This window comes from Arthrobacter sp. SO5 (assembly GCF_020532805.1).
Lineage (GTDB): Bacteria > Actinomycetota > Actinomycetes > Actinomycetales > Micrococcaceae > Arthrobacter.
Genome location: NZ_MQTQ01000040.1, coordinates 1 through 16857, shown reverse-complemented (window position 1 = coordinate 16857; position 16857 = coordinate 1). Strand labels below are relative to the sequence as shown.

Sequence of the window (16857 nt, the reverse complement as noted above, 5' to 3'; positions counted from 1 at the left end):
GAGGCGGGGCGGTATTCACGGGGGCTCCTTGAGGCAGGCTGACCGCCAGAGTGACGGCAGTGGGTATTGACAGAAGTTGTCAACAAGACCTCAAGGTATGTCAATAAAGAGTTGCCCGGAAGTACCGGCAGGCCGAAGAACCCGGAGATTTCCCGGATGTTCGGCGGCGCTCAGGGCGCCGTTAAACAGTGCCTCACGGCTGGGCTGCTGCGTCGGCACTGCCCCGGCGTTGCGGTGAGGGCCGGTGCCGTCGAAGGCCGGTGCCGTCAGGGCCGGTGCGGTGAGGGTGCCGCGTGGCGGCTGAGGCTGGCGGCCACGAGCTCCGCCGCGGTGGAGCGGGCGGCTGCGGCGGCTGCGGGGTCGGCGTCGAGGACCCCGCTGGCCAGTCCGCCGTCGAGCAGCAGGGTGAGGCTGCGTGCGAGCCGGTCCGGATCCCGGGCGCCGGCCTGTTCGGCCAGCCCCCGGATCCACGCCAGGACGTGCTGTTTATGCGCCACGGTCCGTGCGTGCACACGCGTGCCGGAGGCGGACTCGGCGGCGGCGTTGATGAAGGCGCAGCCGCGGTAGCCGTCCCGCCGGCAGGCGGTTGTCAGGGCATCGAACAGGCCCACCAGCTGCGCGGCCGGGTCCGGCCCGGCGGCCTCCGCGGCGGCGTGAAGCTGCCCGGTCCAGACGCCGTCGACCAGTTCCAGGTAGGCGAGGATCAGATCGTCCTTGGCCGGAAAATACTTGTAGAACGTGGCCTTCGCGACCCCGGATTCGGCGATGATCGTGTCGATGCCTGCCGCGCGCAGCCCCTGGGCATAGAAGAGCCTGAAGGCCGTGGACAGGATCTTCTCCCTGGCCTGCCCGGCAGGGGTGCGGGCAGCCCGCGGGGCGGTGGCTGCTGTCGGCGTCATGCCACCATCGTACACAGACAAGTCTGTCCATCTCCGGGTCTCTCGCTGCACCGCCGCGGCCGGGGCGAGTCGTCCCGCCGGCGCGTCGTGCCGAGGACCGGAGTTGTCACGGACCTCCGATAGAACAATGAGCTGACAGATTTCAATATCTGTCCGGCGTTGACGGGCGCTGAAAAGAGGCTTGCCGTAGACAGTTCTGTCTGATAGCGTCTCGCCCAGCGGTAGACGGACTTGTCTACCCGTGCAACCCAAGAAACCCTTTCCTGAATGAGGTCCTCATGAAAATTGCAGTATTCGGCACCGGCGCGGTCGGCCCGGCCGTTGCAGCGGCCCTCGAAAAGCTGGGCCACGACGTCGTCATCGGAACCCGCGATCCGCAGGCCACGCTGGCCCGGACCGAGGCGGGCCCGATGGGCGGCGTTCCGTTTGCCCAGTGGCATGCCGAGCACGCCGGAATCTCACTGACCAGCTTCGCCGATGCCGCTGCCGGCAGTGACATCGTGGTCAACGCCACCAGCGGCACCGGCTCCGTGGACGCGCTGACTTCAGCCGGGGCCGCCAACCTGGCCGGCAAGGTCATCGTCGACATCGCGAACCCGCTCGACTTCTCCCAGGGCTTCCCGCCGTCGCTGAACCCGGTGAACACGGACAGCCTCGGCGAGCAGATCCAGCGGGCCTTCCCGGCCGCGCGGGTGGTCAAGACACTGAACACGATGAACGCCAGTGTGATGGTGGATCCGTCGCGGGTGGCCGGCGGCGACCACTCGGTATTTGTCTCCGGCAACGACGCGGACGCCAAGACGGTGGTGGCCGGCCTGCTGGCGGACTTGGGCCACCGGGACATCATCGACCTGGGTGACATCACGACGGCCCGCGGCACCGAGATGCTCCTGCCGATCTGGCTGCGACTCTGGGGCGCGCTGGGCACCGGCGAGTTCAACTTCAAGATCGCCCGCTAACACCCTCACCCAACTGACTCGCAGCAGGGGCCGTTATGAGCGCCCAAAACGGCCCCTGCTGCGAGTCAGTTGGCGTTAGGGGGCCGGAGCCGGGCCGGCCCCCGGCCGAGCCTGACACTAGCTGAGACGGATTCCCAAGCTGCCGACGCTGCGGGTAACATCCCATAGGAACACGTAACCCGGCTCACAGTATCCAGCGCAGTGTACGAGCCTCGCCGACCCCTCGAAAGACTGTTGACATGGCTGACACTGCAATGAATACCGGCACAGATCTCGCCTCCGAGCTCCGGGCCGATGTCCGCCGGGTCTCCACCCTCCTCGGCGAGTCCCTGGTCCGCCAGCACGGCACCGAGCTCCTGGACCTCGTGGAGCAGGTGCGCCTGCTGACGAAGGAATCCAAGGAGGCCGCCCGGGGAGGCGCCGATGCCACCGGGCCGTGGAGCTCGTACGACGTCGTCGCGCAGGTCCGCGAACTCCTCGGCTCCCTGCCCCTGGAGCAGGCCACCGATCTGGTCCGCGCGTTCGCCTTCTACTTCCACCTCGCCAACGCCGCCGAGCAGGTCCACCGCGTCCGCGGGCTGCGCACCCGCCAGGAGAAGGACGGCTGGCTGGCCAAAGCAGTGGACGAGATCGCGGGCCAGGCCGGCGCGTCCGTGCTGCAGGAGGTCGTGAACGAACTCGACGTCCGGCCGATCTTCACCGCCCACCCCACCGAAGCCTCCCGCCGATCCGTGCTGGACAAGGTGCGCAGGCTCTCGGACATCCTTGCCGAATCCACCCCCGAGGGGACCTCCGCGCGCCGCCGCCAGGACCGCCAGCTCGCAGAAGTGATCGACCAGATGTGGCAGACGGACGAGCTCCGCCAGGTCCGGCCCACCCCGGTGGACGAGGCCCGGAACGCGATCTACTACCTCACCGGCATCCTCACCGACGCCATGCCGGAAATGCTCACGGATCTCTCCGAACTCCTCGCCGGGCACGGCGTCACCCTCCCCGCGGAGAAGGCGCCCATCCGCTTCGGTTCCTGGATCGGCGGGGACCGGGACGGCAACCCCAACGTCACCGCGGCGGTCACCCGCGAGATCCTGCAGATCCAGAACCAGCACGCCGTTCGGATCAGCATCACCCTGATCGACGGGCTCATCTCCATCCTCTCCAATTCGACGGCCCTTGCCGGGGCGGATCCGGAGCTGCTGGACTCGATCGACGTCGACCTGAACAACCTGCCGGGCCTGGACCGCAGGGTCCTCGAGCTGAACGCGCAGGAGCCGTACCGGCTCAAACTGACCTGCATCAAGGCCAAGCTGCTCAACACGGGCCGGCGGGTTGCCGCCGGATCCGCGCATGAGCCCGGCCGCGACTACACCGCCACCGCGGAGCTCCTCGCCGAGCTGGGACTGCTGGAACGGTCCCTGCGGAACCACCACGCCGGGCTCGCCGCCGACGGCGCCCTGGCCCGGGTCCGCCGCGCCATCGCCTCGTTCGGCCTGCACCTGGCCACCCTCGACATCCGCGAGCACGCCGACCAGCACCACGACGCCGTCGGGCAGCTGATGGACCGGTTGGGCGGCCCCGGCGTCCGGTACGCGGAGCTGAGCCGCGCCGAGCGCCTGGAGGTGCTGGGGTCCGAGCTTGCCTCCCGCCGACCGCTCTCCGGCCACCCGATTAAGCTCGACGGCGTCGCGAACGGAACGTACGACGTCTTCCGCGAGATCCGGCGGGCCCTGCGCACCTACGGCCCCGACGTGATCGAGACCTACATCATCTCCATGACCCGCGGTGCGGACGATGTCCTCGCCGCTGCCGTACTGGCCCGCGAGGCCGGACTGGTGAGCCTCTTCGGCGCGGCGCCCTACGCCAGGATCGGCTTCGCTCCGCTGCTGGAGACCGTGGAGGAACTTCGCGGCTCGGCGGCGATCGTGGACCGGCTGCTTTCCGATGCCTCCTACCGCGAGCTGGTGCGGCTGCGCGGTGACGTGCAGGAAGTCATGCTCGGCTACTCGGACTCCAACAAGGAATCCGGGGTCATGACGAGCCAGTGGGAGATCCACAAGACCCAGCGCAAAATGCGCGACGTCGCGGCGAAACACGGCGTCCGCGTCCGCCTGTTCCACGGCCGCGGCGGCTCCGTGGGCCGCGGCGGCGGGCCGACCTATGACGCCATCATGGCCCAGCCCAACGGCGTGCTGGAAGGCGAAATCAAGTTTACCGAGCAGGGCGAGGTCATCTCGGATAAGTACTCGCTGCCCGAGCTGGCACGGGAAAACCTTGAACTTTCGCTCGCCGCGGTCATGCAGGGCTCGGCTCTGCACCGCACACCGCGCACCTCGGAGGACCAGCGGGAGCGCTACGGGCACGTCATGGAGACGATCTCCGATGCCGCCTTCGCCCGCTACCGCACCCTGATCGATGATCCCGACCTGCCCGCCTACTTCATGGCTTCCACCCCGGTAGAGCAGCTGGGCTCGCTGAACATCGGCTCGCGCCCGTCCAAGCGGCCCGATTCCGGCGCCGGGCTCGAAGGCCTGCGGGCCATCCCGTGGGTGTTCGGCTGGACCCAGTCGCGGCAGATCGTTCCGGGCTGGTTCGGTGTGGGTTCCGGCCTGAAGGCGGCCCGGGAGGCCGGGCATTCGGCCCGCCTGGTGGAAATGATGGAGGGCTGGCACTTCTTCCGCTCGGTGCTCTCCAACGTGGAAATGACCCTCGCCAAAACGGACTTGGACATTGCCGGCTACTACGTCTCCACCCTCGTTCCTGAGGAGCTGCACCACCTCTTCCGTGCCATCCGGGCCGAATACGAGCTCACGGTCACCGAAGTCCAACGCCTCACAGGCGAGGCGCTGCTCCTCGATGCCCAGCCGACGCTCAAGCGCTCACTGGAAATCCGGGACCAGTACCTCGATCCGATCAGCTACCTGCAGGTGGAGCTGCTGCGCCGCGTCCGGGCCGAAGCAGCGGGCGGCCCGTCCGGTGCCGAGATCGACGAGCGGCTGCAGCGCGCCATGCTCATCACGGTCAACGGTGTCGCCGCGGGCCTCCGCAACACCGGGTAACCGGCCGGCTGCCCGGCGCGGATAGTGTTGTTCGATGCCGTCGTTCCAGACCAGACTGAAGATCACCGGACTCAAGCCGGGCAACCCGCCGGAGGCCGTAATGGCTGCGGCCGTGGAGGCGCTTCAGACGCGGCACCACGTCGAGGCAAACCAGCTGGAGCTCGCCGGCGGGGTGCCGCAGCTGAACCTGCGCTTCCTGGTCGAGCCCACCTCCTACAGCGGCGAGAACAGCCAGGCGCGGGCGTCGGCAGCGATGATGCGCGACGCCGTCGAGCGCGTTGCGGTAACCGGAAACCTCACGGTCCTCCGCCGGAACCGCGGCCGCTGGGCGCCGGTCTAGGCGCGGACCGCCGGCCTCAGAAGTCCAGTTCTTCCTCGGGCCCGTCCACGACGGGGGAGCGGCTTCCCCTGCGCCGCGTCACGATCACGCCCACGACGGCGCCGATCACCACGCCGACGCCGACGCCGATCAGTGAGCTGGCCCAGAACGGCAGCCCGGTGGCCGCGCCCGTGAGATAGCCGAGACCGACCGACCAGCTTGCCCAGAGCAGGCCACCAAGGGCCGCGCAGAGGCTGAATCCACGCGTCGAGACGTTGGCGATGCCAGCCGCGGCCGTCGTCGCCAGCCGGCCGCCGGGGATGAAGCGGAGACCGATGATCGCACCGTAGGTGGAGGACCGGCCTGCCTTCGCGATCGCCGAGTGCACTGCCGCGTGAAACCGCAGGCCCCACTTCCAGCGGTCCAACACGTGGCTCAGCCGCCGTTTGAAGAGCTGGAACACCAGGATGTCGCCGAGCCAGGAGGCAAACGCGGCCAGGATCACGATGAAGAAGGGGTTGACGCGTCCGTCGACCGACAAGGCGCCGCCCGTGATGACCAGCATCTCGGACGGGACCGGCGGGAAGATGGCGTCGCCCATGACGAAAGGGATGATCCAGAAATAGAGCGCGGTACCCCAGCTGTCCGCATTTCCCAAGTCCATGGGCACAAGGTACCGCATTTCCTTCGATTCCCCGGCCCGCGACGTGGCCGCGGCCGTCCCGGCGGCGGGATGCTCCCCGGCCTGTTGGACTAGCGGACTTCGCTGAGCTCCAGGCCGCTGCGGTACTCGACGTCGGTGCCGGTGATGGGGTCGCTGAAACGGATGCCGCGGGCCAGCAGCTGGAGCGGCCGGGAATAGTCATCAGGGGCCTTGTCCAGCAGCTCCGGATAAAACGCGTCATTGACGATCCCCAGGCCGAGCGAGGCCATGTGCACGCGGAGCTGGTGGGTCTTCCCCGAGTGGGGCTCGAGCCGGTACAGCGCCCGGTGCGGGAGTCCGCCGTCGGCCGCATCGGCCGCGTCGGCGGGCCCGGCGTCGAACGTCCGGAGCCGCTCGATCCTGGTCTCGGCGTTGGGCTCGCCCGCGATGACCTCGGCGAGCAGGTAGCTTCGGGACTTGGTCATCCGGTTCCGCACCACCACGGGGAAGTCGACGGCGGGGTGCCCGGGGGCCGGGTGGGCCGCGGCCACGCACTCGTACTCCTTCCGGACCTGGCGCTTTTCGAAGAGCACCTGGTACTTGCCCCGGGTTTCGGGGTTGGTGGAGAGCAGCAGGATACCGGCCGTCATCCTGTCCAGTCGGTGCATCGGGATCAGGTCCGGCAGCTTGAGCTGGTTCCGGAGCCGGACCAGCGCGGACTCCTGGATGTAGGTCCCGCCGGGGGTGGTGGGCAGGAAGTGCGGCTTGTCCACGACCAGGAGGTGATCGTCCTGGTGCAGGATGTTCAGCTCCACGGGGATCCGGGTTTCCGGCGGCAGGGTGCGGTAGTACCAGATGAAGGTGTGCTTGCGCAGCGGCGTAGTGCGGTTCAGGGCGATGCCGGCCTCGCCCACGATCTCGCCGGAGTCGAACCGGTCCTCGATGCCTTGCGGATCGATGTGGCCCCAGCGGTGCATCATGTAGTCCATCGCGGTGTCCCAGGGTCCTTCGTCCGGGAGTCGGAGGCGTGTCGCGTTGACGCCGTCGCGCACGGGGAGGGGGGATTGCATCACCGGTCCATTCTACTTGCCGGGGCTTGCGGGCTAGCTTGCGGGCTAGCTTGCGGGCGGACGTGGCCTTCAACTCGCCGGAAGCGTGCGGGCTCGCCGTAAACCTCCGGCGAGCAGGCACGCTTCCGGCGACCTCGGCGCACCCGGCACCAACCGACGGTAGAAAAGTTCTTGACAAATAAAACTGTCGGTCGGCAAGCTGGGAACATGTTGGATATCGAAGTGATCGAGGACCCGGCCGCGGCGGAGGCCTCGCTGGACCCCATTCGGACCCGGATCCTGCTGGAGCTGGCCGAACCCGGATCGGCCACCCAGCTCGCCGCCAAGGTGGGGCTGCCCCGGCAGAAGGTGAACTACCACCTGAAGGCGCTGGAACGGCACGGGCTCGTCGAACTGGTCGAGGAGCGGCGCAAGGGCAACGTCACCGAGCGCATCCTTCGGGCGACGGCGGCCTCCTACCTGATTTCCCCGGCGGCCCTCGCGTCCGTGGCCCCTGATCCGCACCGGTTCACGGACAAATTCTCCGCCTTCTGGCTCCTCGCGCTCGCCGGCCGCATGGTCCAGGAGATGGGCCAGCTCATTGCCGGGGCCGCCGCGGCCAAGCAGAAGCTCGCCACCTTCGCCATCGATGGAGAAGTCACCTTCCGCACGGCCGCGGACCGGGCCGCTTTTGCCGCTGAGCTCGGCACCGCCGTCGCCCGGCTCGTGGACAAGTACGACGGCGGCGCCACCGCCACGGCGGACAACCCGGCGGGCGGCGGGCGCAGGCACCGCCTCGTCGTTGCACTCCACCCCGCCCTCAAAGGACCGGCACTCAAGACCTCACCGACAACCCCATCAGCAAAGGAGCAGGACAATGACTGACAAACGGAACTTCGAGATCGTCTACGACACCGAACTCCCGGGCACCCCGGAGCGGGTCTGGAACGCGGTCACGCAGGACACCCCGGCCTGGATGTTCCCCACGGACCAGTGGCCGGACGTCAAAACGGTGAACGAATACCCCACCCGCCTGGTCTCCCGGATGGACGGCCCGGACGGCTGGTTCAACCAGCTGGAGCACGTGCTGGCACCGCTCGACGGCGGCCGAACCAGCCTGCACTACGTGCACAGCGGCATTTTCGCGGACAACTGGGACGAGCAGTACGACGGCGCCAGCAAGCACACCGAGTTCTACCTGCACACCCTGGGCCAGTATCTGAAGTACTTCGACGGCACGCCTGTGGTCTTCACGGACGTCCAGGCGCCGGCGGCCTCGAAGACCCCCGACGGCTTTGCCCGGCTCAAGAAGGCGCTGGGCGTGGAGGGTGCGGCACCGGGGAGCACCGTGGAGCTGGAGCTCGACGGCGTGGGGCGGCTCTCCGGCGAGGTGGACTTCGCCAACGAGAACTTCCTGGGCCTGCGGTCCCCGGACGCCCTGTACCGCTTCTTCGGCCGCAATGCCTTCGGTGCCCCGGTGGGCATGACCGTCCACGATTTCAGCGGCCACGGGAACTCCGAAACCACGGCAAAGGCCTGGAGCGGGTTCCTCGAGAAGGTCTACGCGTAGCCTCGCGACTCGCGACTCGCGACTCGCAACCTGCCCGGCGACGCGGACCAGCCCTGTCGACACCCGGATTCGGGCGTCGCCAGGGCGTTTGCGCAGCGCAGGGAAAAACACGCGTCGTTGGGACGTGTGCACGCTCAGGCGATGGCCGCGGCCGGCGCGGCCGAAAGGTTGCGCCGCAGCTGCGGAGCGGCCGACAGCCGGTCCTGTGCCGAACGCAGGGCCCGCACCGCGGTTTCGAGCTGTTCGGGAGGCAGGGTGAACGGTACCCGGACGTAGTGCTCGAAGGCTCCGCCCAGGCCGAACCGTGGACCGGCCGCGAGACGGATGCCGAAGTCCGGGGCGATCACGGCCAGGGCGGTGCTGATGGGGGCCGGCAGCCGGCACCAGACAGACAGGCCGCCGGCGGGCCGTTCACTCTGCCACGTCGGCAAATGGTCCGCGATGAGGGCCAGCAGGATGTCCCGGTTCTCGCGGAGGGCGGCGAGCCGGGCCGGGAGCGGCTCGGAGAGGGCGCTGACCAGGTGGGCCGCGGCGAGCTGTTCCACCACCGGGCCGCCGAGGTCCATGGTGGACCGGGCCGCGGCGAAGCGCTGGATGAGCGGTTCGCCCGCGCGGATCCAGCCGGTGCGCAGCCCGGCCCAGTGCGATTTGCTCAGCGAGCCGATGGAGACGACGGCGGGACTGAACGCTGCCACCGGCGTGGCGGCGGCGCCGTCGAGGTTCAGCTCCCGCAGCGTCTCGTCCACTACCAGCACGGTCCCGGACGCGGCCGCAGCCCGGACAAGAGCGCGCCGCTGGGGATCGGACATGAGCCGTCCGGTCGGGTTGTGGAAGTCCGGGACGACGTACGCCATGGCGGGCCGTTGCTGCCGCAGTGCGGCCTCGATCCCCGCCAGGTCCCACCCCGGCCCGAAACCCGGCTGCCTGTCCGGGCTGGCCGCCGGCATGGCCACCGGAACCGGCCGGCAGCCCGCGGCGCGGATGGCATCGAGGGCATTCGGGTAGCTGGGGTGCTCCACCAGGACCTTGTCCGACCGGCCCGCGAGCGTGCGCAGGATGATGTTCAGGGCGTGCTGGGCGCCCGAGGTAACCAGGATCTGGTGCGCAGTGGTCGGCACGCCGGACGCGGTATACCGGGCGGCGATCGCTTCGCGGAGCGGTCCCACGCCGAGGGCGTCGTAGCCGAAACCGGGCAGCAGCGCCGGCAGCTCCGTGAGGGCTGCGGCGAAGGCCCGGTGCACCACCTCCCCGCTGGCGGGCAGCGAGGCGTACGCGAGGTCGAGGATCCCGGCCGGAACGGCCAGGCCGGGGGCACCGCTGAGGTTCGAGGCCCCGTCCGGGTGGCTGCCCCGCGATCCCTGGTGCGGGATGCAGGTCCGGGCCCGGCTGCCCTGGCCGGTGCTCAGGAAGCCCTGCTCGCGCAGCCGGGCATAAGCGGCGGTCACGGTAGTGCGGCTGAGTCCGAGCGCCGCCGCGAGGGCCCGTTCACTGGGAAGCGCCATATCGAGCGGGATGCGGCCGTCGAGGACCAGCAGGCGGACGACGTCGGCCAGCTCGCGGTAGGCGGGGCCGGCGCCGAGATTCCAATCGCCAAGCAGACGGGCGAGGGAGCTTGGGGTCACGGAGCCTGGCATAGAGCCAGTATCTCAAACTGGCTATGGATTACAAGGCCAGTTGTGCGGCAGGATGGTTTGCATGATGACCCGCAGGCTCCTTCAGCTCCTTATCGGCCTCGCCATGTACGGCCTCTCCCTGGCGATGTTCATCCGCGCGGGGCTGGGCCTGGACCCCTGGGACGTGTTCCACCAGGGCCTCGCGGTCAAGACCGGGCTCAGCATCGGCACGGTTGTGGTAATCGTCAGCTTCCTGGTGCTGCTCCTGTGGATCCCGCTCCGGCAGCGGCCCGGAATCGGGACGCTCTGCAATGCCGTGCTCGTGGGCGTCTTCGCCGACGTCGGGCTGGCGCTGATACCGGAGTTCGCGCACCTCGGCGGCCAGATCGGGATGCTTGCCGGAGCCATCCTGCTCAACGGCGTCGCGACGGCCTGCTACATCGGCGCCCGGTTGGGGCCCGGGCCACGCGACGGGCTCATGACAGGACTTGCACGGCGCGCCGGCTGGTCGGTGCGGACCTCCCGGACCGGCATCGAGGTCGTCGTGCTGGCCGCTGGCTGGCTGCTCGGCGGCTCCGTCGGCGTCGGCACCGTGCTGTACGCCCTGGCGATCGGACCGCTGGTCCAGCTCCTGCTGCCGCGGTTCACGGTGCCGGAAGCGAAGGAGCCCAAGCCTGCGGTGGTGGCGGCCGATCCCGCCGCCGCACGCTGATGACGCGGGAATTCCTTCGCGACGCGCAGATCGCTGCTCGACACCGGAATTCGGGTGGCCTCAGGTAATTGGCGCGTCGCAGGCGTGTTGCCGCGTCACGAGCGTCACGATGCCAGGCTCGGGTTGGTGCCCGGCATCGGCTGGCACATCGGACAGTAGTAGATGTCCCGCTCCTCCGCACCGGTGTCCCTGGCCAGAACCCCGCGGCGCACCGGCGTCCCGCACTTCAGGCACGGCTGGTGGTCCCGCCGGTAGACCCAGTAGCCGGGCAGTCCCGACGTCCGGCCCACCGGCCTGCCGCGCGGATTCAGGACGGTGGTCCGGCGGCCCGCGCCCAGGTTGGCCTCGAGCAGCGTCTTGGCGTCGGTAAGGATGGCGGCCAGGTCAAGGACGGCTGAAACGGGCAGGCCGGGGTGCACGCCGGCGAGGAAGCACGCCTCGCAGCGGTAGATGTTGCCGATCCCCGCCAAGTTCCGCTGGTCCAACAGGGCGACGCCAATCGGCACGTCCGGCGCGGTGCGGATCCGCCGCTCCGCCTCGGCCAGGTCCCAGTCCGGACCGAGCAGATCCGGACCAAGGTGCCCCACAACGGATTCTTCGTCGGAGGTGCGGACCACCTCAAGAATGCCCAGGGAGAACCCGACGGCGTCCGCCGAGGCCGTGCGCAGCACACACCGGGCGGTGAAACCAGGCTTTCGCCAGCGCCCCCCGGGCGGGTACACCTGCCAGGTTCCTTCCATCTTCAGGTGCGAGTGGATGGTCAGGCGGTCCGGTTCCGCAGGGCCGGTCCTGCCGGGCTGTGCCGGCCCCTGCAGCCGCATGAGGAGGTGTTTGCCCCGCGGGACCACTTCCTCCACGGTCCAGCCGCCGAGCTTGAGCGTGGCGAAACGGGGAACCCTGAAGTCGGTCGAGATGAGCTGGCGGCCGGCCAGCGCCGCGTGCAGCTGCGCGGCCGCGCGGAACACGGAGTCGCCCTCAGGCACGGATTCTCAGCCCCTTCGGGGTGGAGTAGGCGCCCGCATGGGCCAGCGCGGCAGCGACCGGCGTGTCCAGGATGCCGTGGCCGTTGACTTTTTCCATGATCAGTTTGTCCACCGCACCGCGGGTGACCACGCCCACCAGAGCGGCGCCCGCGGCGGCCAGGACCTCGGTGTCGTCGCTGAACGCGAGCAGGGTTTTTCCGCCGCGTTCCACATAGAGCACCAGGGCGCCGTCGACCAGCACCACCAGGGCGCCGGCCTTCCGCCCGGGCCGGTGGCCCGTGCCGGCTTCGACGTTGAGGGCCGGCCAGGGAAGGGCCGCACCGTAGGGATTGGCCGGGTCCGTGGCGGCGAGGGCCAGCGCTGCCGGTTCGGCTTTGTGGAGCTGGGTGTCCTCCGCGTACGAGCGCAACCGGTCTACCGTGGCCGGCACTGCAAACTGGGCCGCGCCGAGGTGCTCGATGAAGTAGCCGCGGCGGCACCGGCCCGCTTCTTCAAGCCGGGCCAGCACCTTGTACATCAGGCCGAACCCGCCCAGGATGTTCTCAGCCATGACCGAGCCGCGGGTGACCACCCCGTACCGGTCCAGCAGGAGTTCCGCGGTGGCCCTGGCATGGATGGTGGGGTCCAGCTCGGGGGCCGGCAGTGCGGACCAGCGGCCTGCGGCCAGCGGGGGAGTGGGTGCGGTGCCGGTGGCGGATCCGTAGCGGCCGCCGGTCAGCCCGGGTGAACCCAGCAGGCCCGTCCCGTGGGCGCGTCCCAGCCGGCTCATGCGCGGCGCCCTGGCCCGCGGGGCGCGTGCGACCTGCCGGTGGGCCGTGTGGCCGCCCGCGATCAGGGCGCGGACGGGAGCGAACGTGTCGCCGGTGATGAGTCCGGCCCAGGCCAGGTCCCACAGCGCGGAGACGACGTCCTGGTCGCTCAGCACGGCGTCCATGCCGCCCGCGATCTCTGTCAGCTGGCGGAAGAAGTAACCGCCGCCGTTGTTGCGCAGGTGGTCCAGAAGCCGCTGCTGCGCGTCGCCGGGCTCGAAGTAAACCGCAGGGTTCAGGGTCAGCTCGGCGGAATCCGCCAGGTGCAGGCTCACCCAGCCGTCATTGCCGGGCAGCGAACCGGCGCCGGACCACAGGACCTCGCCGGCGGCCATCAGCTCATCGAGCATGGCCGGCTGGTAGTCGGCCACCCGGCTGGACAGGACCAGGGGTTCCCACGCCGAGGCCGGAATCGGCACGCCGGAGAGCTGGTCGACGGCGGTGATGATGCCGTCCAGTCCCCGCAGCGCGGACTGGCTACGCTTTCCGGGGGTCCTGACGTTCTGCCAGGCGGGCAGGAACCGGCCATAAGCGGTGGCATCGACTGGCTCCACCTCGGCACGCAGCGCGGCGAGCGAGCGGCGGCGGAGCCTGCGCAGGACCTCGGCGTCGCACCACTCGCTGACCCCGGCCAGCAAAGGGGCCACCGGCGCGGCGTGACGTGCGTCGGCGTCGAAAGTCCCGGCGGCTGACGCATCCGGAGTCGGGCCTGGGGGCGAAGCGTGCGGGCGGAACTCGCCTTCCACCACACGGCCGTCCGCGGCCAGCCGCTTGAGGGCCGTGCCGACGACGGCGACGCCGAGTCCCAGCCGGGCTGCGGCTTCGGCGGAGGTGAAGGGCCCGTGCGTGCGGGAGTAGCGCGAGACGAGATCGCCCAGCGGGTCCGCGACCGGCTCGATGAAGGCCAGCGGGACACCCATTGGCAGGGGTACGCCGAGGGCATCGCGCAGGCGGGCGGCGTCCTCCACCGCCGCATAGCGTTCGACGCCGCCGATGTTCACCTTGATCGCGCGGTTGGCCCGCTGGAGGGCCGCGAGGTGGGCTGCGGCGACCGGAGTTTCGACCAGGCCAACCACGGGCACGGCAGCGGTGGAATCACCGGGCGCGGACGGCTCCGCCGCCGGTCCGGGCGCGGACGGCTCCACCGCCGGTTCGAGGCGGGCGGCGACTTCCGCCGGGGTCAGCGGACCGAGCAGGCGGAGCAGGTCCGCGACCCCTTCCAGGCCGCGCACCTTCCGGTCCGGGGCGAGCCGCTGCAGCTCCTGTTCGGTGGCGTCGATGACTTTGGCGTCGAGCAGTTCGCGCAGTTCCACCCGGCCCAGGAGCTCGTTGAGCAGGGTCGAATCCAGCGCCAGGGCAGCGGCCCGGCGCTCGGCCAGTGGCGAATCGCCCTCGTAGAGGAACTGCGCGACGTAGCCGAACAGCAGGGACTTGGCGAAGGGGGAGGGCTGCTGGGTGGTGGTCTGCACGATCCGCAGTTCGCGCCGCTCGATGGAGGCGGCGATGTCCTTCAGGGCCGGGAGGTCGTAGACGTCCTGCAGGCATTCCCGGACGGTCTCGAGGACGATCGGGAACGTCGGGTACTTCCGCGCGACATCCAGCAGCTGGGCGGAGCGCTGCCGCTGCTGCCACAGGGGCTGCCGCTTACCAGGGGTCTGCCGGGGAAGGAGCAGGGCGCGGGCGGCGCACTCGCGGAAACGTGACGCGAAGAGGGCGCTGCCGCCGACCTCCGCCGTCACGATCTGTTCGAGTTCCTCCGGGTCGAACATGAATAGCTCGGCTCCGGGAGGCTCGTCCTCCATCATGGGCACGCGCAGCACGATGCCGTCGTCGGCGGCCATAGCGGAACCGTCCATGCCGTACCGCTGGTGCAGCCGCTGCCCGACGGCGAGGGCCCAGGGCGCGTGCACGGGCATGCCGAACGGGCTGTGCAGCACCACCCGCCAGTCGCCGAGTTCGTCGTGGAAGCGCTCCACCACGAGGGTGGTGTCGCTGGGGACCACCTCGGTGGCCAGCTTCTGCTCGGCGAGGTACTGGATCAGGTTGTTCGCGGCGAAGTCGTCCAGGCCGCTCGCCTTGCAGCGTTCCGTGGCGGGCCCGACGTCGGACGCGGACAGCTCACGGACGAACGCGCCGAGGGCGCGGCCCAGATCCACCGGGCGGCCGAGGGAATCGCCCTTCCAGAACGGGAGCTTTCCGGGCTGGCCGAAGGCGGGGGAGACCAGGACCCGGTCGTGGGTGATGTCCTCGATCTTCCAGCTGGTCGCGCCGAGGGCAAAGACGTCGCCCACGCGGGATTCGTAGACCATTTCCTCGTCGAGTTCGCCGACGCGGCGGCCGCCCTTCGCCGCGGCGGCCGCCGGGCTGGCGGCCCTGCCGTCGCCGCTGGCGGAGCCGGCAGCGCCGGGGGAAGCTGAGCCCTCCGTTTCGGTGCCGATGATGTAGACGCCGAAGAGCCCGCGGTCCGGGATGGTGCCGCCGGAGGTGACGGCCAGCCGTTGCGCACCCGGGCGGCCTTCGATGGTGCCGGCGTTGCGGTCCCAGATGATGCGGGGCCGCAGCTCCGCGAATTCGTCGGAGGGGTAGCGGCCGGCAAGCAGGTCGAGCGTGGCCTCGAAGGCGGAGCGGGGGAGCGAGGCGAACGGCGCGGACCGCCGCACGGTGGAGAACCATTCCTCCACATCGATGGAGCCCAGGGCGGTGGCGGCGACGGTCTGCTGGGCCAGGATGTCCAGTGGATTCGCGGGGACGTAGAGCCGCTCGATCTTGCCGGCGAGCATCCGTTCCACCGTGATGGTGGTGTGCACCAGGTCCGCCCGGTGTTTCGGGAACAGGACGCCCTTGGAGATTTCGCCGACCTGGTGCCCGGCGCGGCCCACGCGCTGCAGTCCGCTGGCCACCGACGGCGGGGATTCCACCTGCACCACCAGATCCACGGCACCCATGTCAATGCCGAGCTCGAGCGAGGACGTGGCCACCACGCAGCGCAGCCGGCCGGATTTCAGATCGTCCTCGATCAGCGCCCGCTGGTCCTTGGACACCGAGCCGTGGTGTGCCCGGGCCAGCACCGGGTCCGCGCCGGCAGTGCTGCCGGCCTGCGCCATCATGTGCGCCGGCGTCGCGGTCGACGTCGGCAGGGCCTTCGACTGCGAGGCTGCACCGCCGGAGGGCGCTTCGGCCGGCACTGCAGCCGGCACGGATTCGAAGTCGGCCGCCGCCCCGGCGCCCAACTCGCGCCAGCCGTCGGCGGCCATGAGCTGCCGCTCCGCATAGATCTCGTTGAGCCGGGCGGTGAGCCGCTCGGCGAGCCGGCGGGAATTCGCGAACACGATGGTGGACTGGTTGGCCAGCACCAGGTCCACGATCTTTTCCTCCACATGCGGCCAGATGGACGCCTGCGGCTGGAGTCCGGAGGCCGGGCCGGAATCGAAGGCCCCGGCCGCGCCCTGCAGGTCCGACATGTCCTCTACGGGCACGGAGACCGTCAGGTCCCAGTTCTTCTTCGACGGCGGGGCCACGATCTCCACCGGCGCCGCGCCGGCCAGGAACTGGGCCACGAGCTCCTTGGGCTCGACCGTGGCGGAGAGACCGATCCGCTGCGCGGGTTTGGGCAGCAGCGCATCGAGCCGTTCAAGCGACACGGCCAGGTGCGCGCCGCGTTTGGTTCCTGCGACGGCGTGGACCTCGTCAACGATGATGGTGTCCACTTCGCTGAGCGTCTCCCGCGCCTTGGAGGTCAGCATGAGGAACAGCGATTCGGGCGTGGTGATGAGGATGTCCGGCGGGTGGCTCAGGAGCGCTCGGCGGTCCGACGCCGGAGTGTCACCGGAGCGGACGCCGACGGTGATCAGCGGCGCGGGCAGGCCGAGGCGTTTCGCGGTCTGGGTGATCCCGATCAGCGGGGCGCGGAGGTTGCGTTCGACGTCGACGCCGAGCGCCTTGAGCGGGGAAATGTAGAGCACACGGGTTTTCCGCTTGGGCGCCTTCCGCCGCGTGCCCGTCACGGCGTCGAGGCCGGGCAGTCCCTCGGGCTCGGCGGGCGCGGAGACCAGCAGCCGGTCCAGCGCCCAGAGGAAGGCCGCGAGCGTCTTTCCGGAGCCGGTGGGGGCGACGACGAGGGCGTGCGCACCGGAGGAGATGGCGTTCCAGGCGCCGTTCTGGGCGGGGGTGGGCGCCGCAAAAGCACCCAGGAACCAATCCCGGGTCGGCCGGCTGAACCGGTCCATGGCCTGTCTCTTATACACATCT

General features: G+C 70.0%; 12 protein-coding genes. 6 read left to right on the top strand and 6 right to left on the bottom strand.

Features of this window, described 5'->3' with window-relative positions:
* Positions 1 to 266: 266 nt before the first annotated feature.
* Positions 267 to 899 (bottom strand): TetR/AcrR family transcriptional regulator, encoded by a 633-nt coding sequence (locus BJG92_RS07275; RefSeq protein ID WP_232083359.1) that lies wholly within the window; start codon positions 897 to 899, stop codon positions 267 to 269.
* 278 nt (positions 900 to 1177) lie between these two features.
* Here BJG92_RS07275 and BJG92_RS07270 point away from each other — a divergent pair, with 278 nt between their 5' ends.
* From BJG92_RS07270 to BJG92_RS07260, 3 genes are all read left to right on the top strand, one after another.
* Complete coding sequence (locus BJG92_RS07270; RefSeq protein ID WP_232083358.1) at positions 1178 to 1858, top strand: NADPH-dependent F420 reductase; 681 nt, start codon at positions 1178 to 1180, stop codon at positions 1856 to 1858.
* 239 nt (positions 1859 to 2097) lie between these two features.
* Positions 2098 to 4911: a phosphoenolpyruvate carboxylase gene (ppc, locus tag BJG92_RS07265; RefSeq protein ID WP_232083357.1), complete on the top strand. Its 2814-nt coding sequence runs from the start codon at positions 2098 to 2100 to the stop codon at positions 4909 to 4911.
* 34 nt (positions 4912 to 4945) lie between these two features.
* A complete protein-coding gene (locus BJG92_RS07260; RefSeq protein ID WP_232083356.1) occupies positions 4946 to 5251 on the top strand; it encodes a hypothetical protein in 306 nt (101 codons plus the stop codon).
* A gap of 16 nt (positions 5252 to 5267) precedes the next feature.
* On the opposite strand, the gene BJG92_RS07255 is transcribed toward BJG92_RS07260, so the two are convergent.
* Positions 5268 to 5894, bottom strand: a complete 627-nt coding sequence (locus BJG92_RS07255) for a DedA family protein (RefSeq protein ID WP_232083355.1) — start codon at positions 5892 to 5894, stop codon at positions 5268 to 5270.
* Between the two features lie 89 nt (positions 5895 to 5983).
* The gene (locus BJG92_RS07250; protein WP_232083360.1) at positions 5984 to 6943 is read right to left on the bottom strand and encodes a pseudouridine synthase; all 960 of its coding nucleotides are present in this window, start codon (positions 6941 to 6943) and stop codon (positions 5984 to 5986) included.
* A 207-nt stretch (positions 6944 to 7150) separates the two neighbouring features.
* Here BJG92_RS07250 and BJG92_RS07245 point away from each other — a divergent pair, with 207 nt between their 5' ends.
* The gene (locus BJG92_RS07245) at positions 7151 to 7807 is read left to right on the top strand and encodes a helix-turn-helix domain-containing protein (RefSeq protein WP_232083354.1); all 657 of its coding nucleotides are present in this window, start codon (positions 7151 to 7153) and stop codon (positions 7805 to 7807) included.
* Positions 7800 to 8492, top strand: a complete 693-nt coding sequence (locus BJG92_RS07240; RefSeq protein WP_232083353.1) for an SRPBCC domain-containing protein — start codon at positions 7800 to 7802, stop codon at positions 8490 to 8492. The genes BJG92_RS07245 and BJG92_RS07240 overlap by 8 nt, the downstream gene beginning before the upstream one ends.
* Positions 8493 to 8626: 134 nt before the next feature.
* Here BJG92_RS07240 and BJG92_RS07235 read toward each other — a convergent pair whose 3' ends face one another.
* Positions 8627 to 10126: a PLP-dependent aminotransferase family protein gene (locus tag BJG92_RS07235; protein ID WP_232083352.1), complete on the bottom strand. Its 1500-nt coding sequence runs from the start codon at positions 10124 to 10126 to the stop codon at positions 8627 to 8629.
* 61 nt (positions 10127 to 10187) lie between these two features.
* Here BJG92_RS07235 and BJG92_RS07230 point away from each other — a divergent pair, with 61 nt between their 5' ends.
* A complete protein-coding gene (locus BJG92_RS07230) occupies positions 10188 to 10817 on the top strand; it encodes a YitT family protein (RefSeq protein WP_232083351.1) in 630 nt (209 codons plus the stop codon).
* Between the two features lie 104 nt (positions 10818 to 10921).
* Here the strand turns inward: BJG92_RS07230 and BJG92_RS07225 are convergent, their stop codons facing one another.
* On the bottom strand, positions 10922 to 11800 hold the full coding sequence (locus BJG92_RS07225) for a DNA-formamidopyrimidine glycosylase family protein (RefSeq protein WP_232083350.1): 879 nt from the start codon (positions 11798 to 11800) through the stop codon (positions 10922 to 10924).
* Positions 11793 to 16835, bottom strand: coding sequence for a DEAD/DEAH box helicase (locus tag BJG92_RS07220; protein ID WP_232083349.1), 5043 nt, complete (start codon positions 16833 to 16835; stop codon positions 11793 to 11795). The genes BJG92_RS07225 and BJG92_RS07220 overlap by 8 nt, the downstream gene beginning before the upstream one ends.
* Positions 16836 to 16857: the final 22 nt, after the last annotated feature.

Coding starts and splice junctions, on each gene's coding strand:
- BJG92_RS07260 (WP_232083356.1), top strand. CDS start 4,946: ATGCCGTCGTTCCAGACCAGACTGAAGATCACCGGACTCAAGCCGGGC.
- BJG92_RS07255 (WP_232083355.1), bottom strand. CDS start 5,894: ATGGACTTGGGAAATGCGGACAGCTGGGGTACCGCGCTCTATTTCTGG.
- BJG92_RS07270 (WP_232083358.1), top strand. CDS start 1,178: ATGAAAATTGCAGTATTCGGCACCGGCGCGGTCGGCCCGGCCGTTGCA.
- BJG92_RS07245 (WP_232083354.1), top strand. CDS start 7,151: ATGTTGGATATCGAAGTGATCGAGGACCCGGCCGCGGCGGAGGCCTCG.
- BJG92_RS07235 (WP_232083352.1), bottom strand. CDS start 10,126: ATGCCAGGCTCCGTGACCCCAAGCTCCCTCGCCCGTCTGCTTGGCGAT.
- BJG92_RS07230 (WP_232083351.1), top strand. CDS start 10,188: ATGATGACCCGCAGGCTCCTTCAGCTCCTTATCGGCCTCGCCATGTAC.
- BJG92_RS07275 (WP_232083359.1), bottom strand. CDS start 899: ATGACGCCGACAGCAGCCACCGCCCCGCGGGCTGCCCGCACCCCTGCC.
- BJG92_RS07240 (WP_232083353.1), top strand. CDS start 7,800: ATGACTGACAAACGGAACTTCGAGATCGTCTACGACACCGAACTCCCG.
- BJG92_RS07250 (WP_232083360.1), bottom strand. CDS start 6,943: ATGCAATCCCCCCTCCCCGTGCGCGACGGCGTCAACGCGACACGCCTC.
- ppc (WP_232083357.1), top strand. CDS start 2,098: ATGGCTGACACTGCAATGAATACCGGCACAGATCTCGCCTCCGAGCTC.
- BJG92_RS07220 (WP_232083349.1), bottom strand. CDS start 16,835: ATGGACCGGTTCAGCCGGCCGACCCGGGATTGGTTCCTGGGTGCTTTT.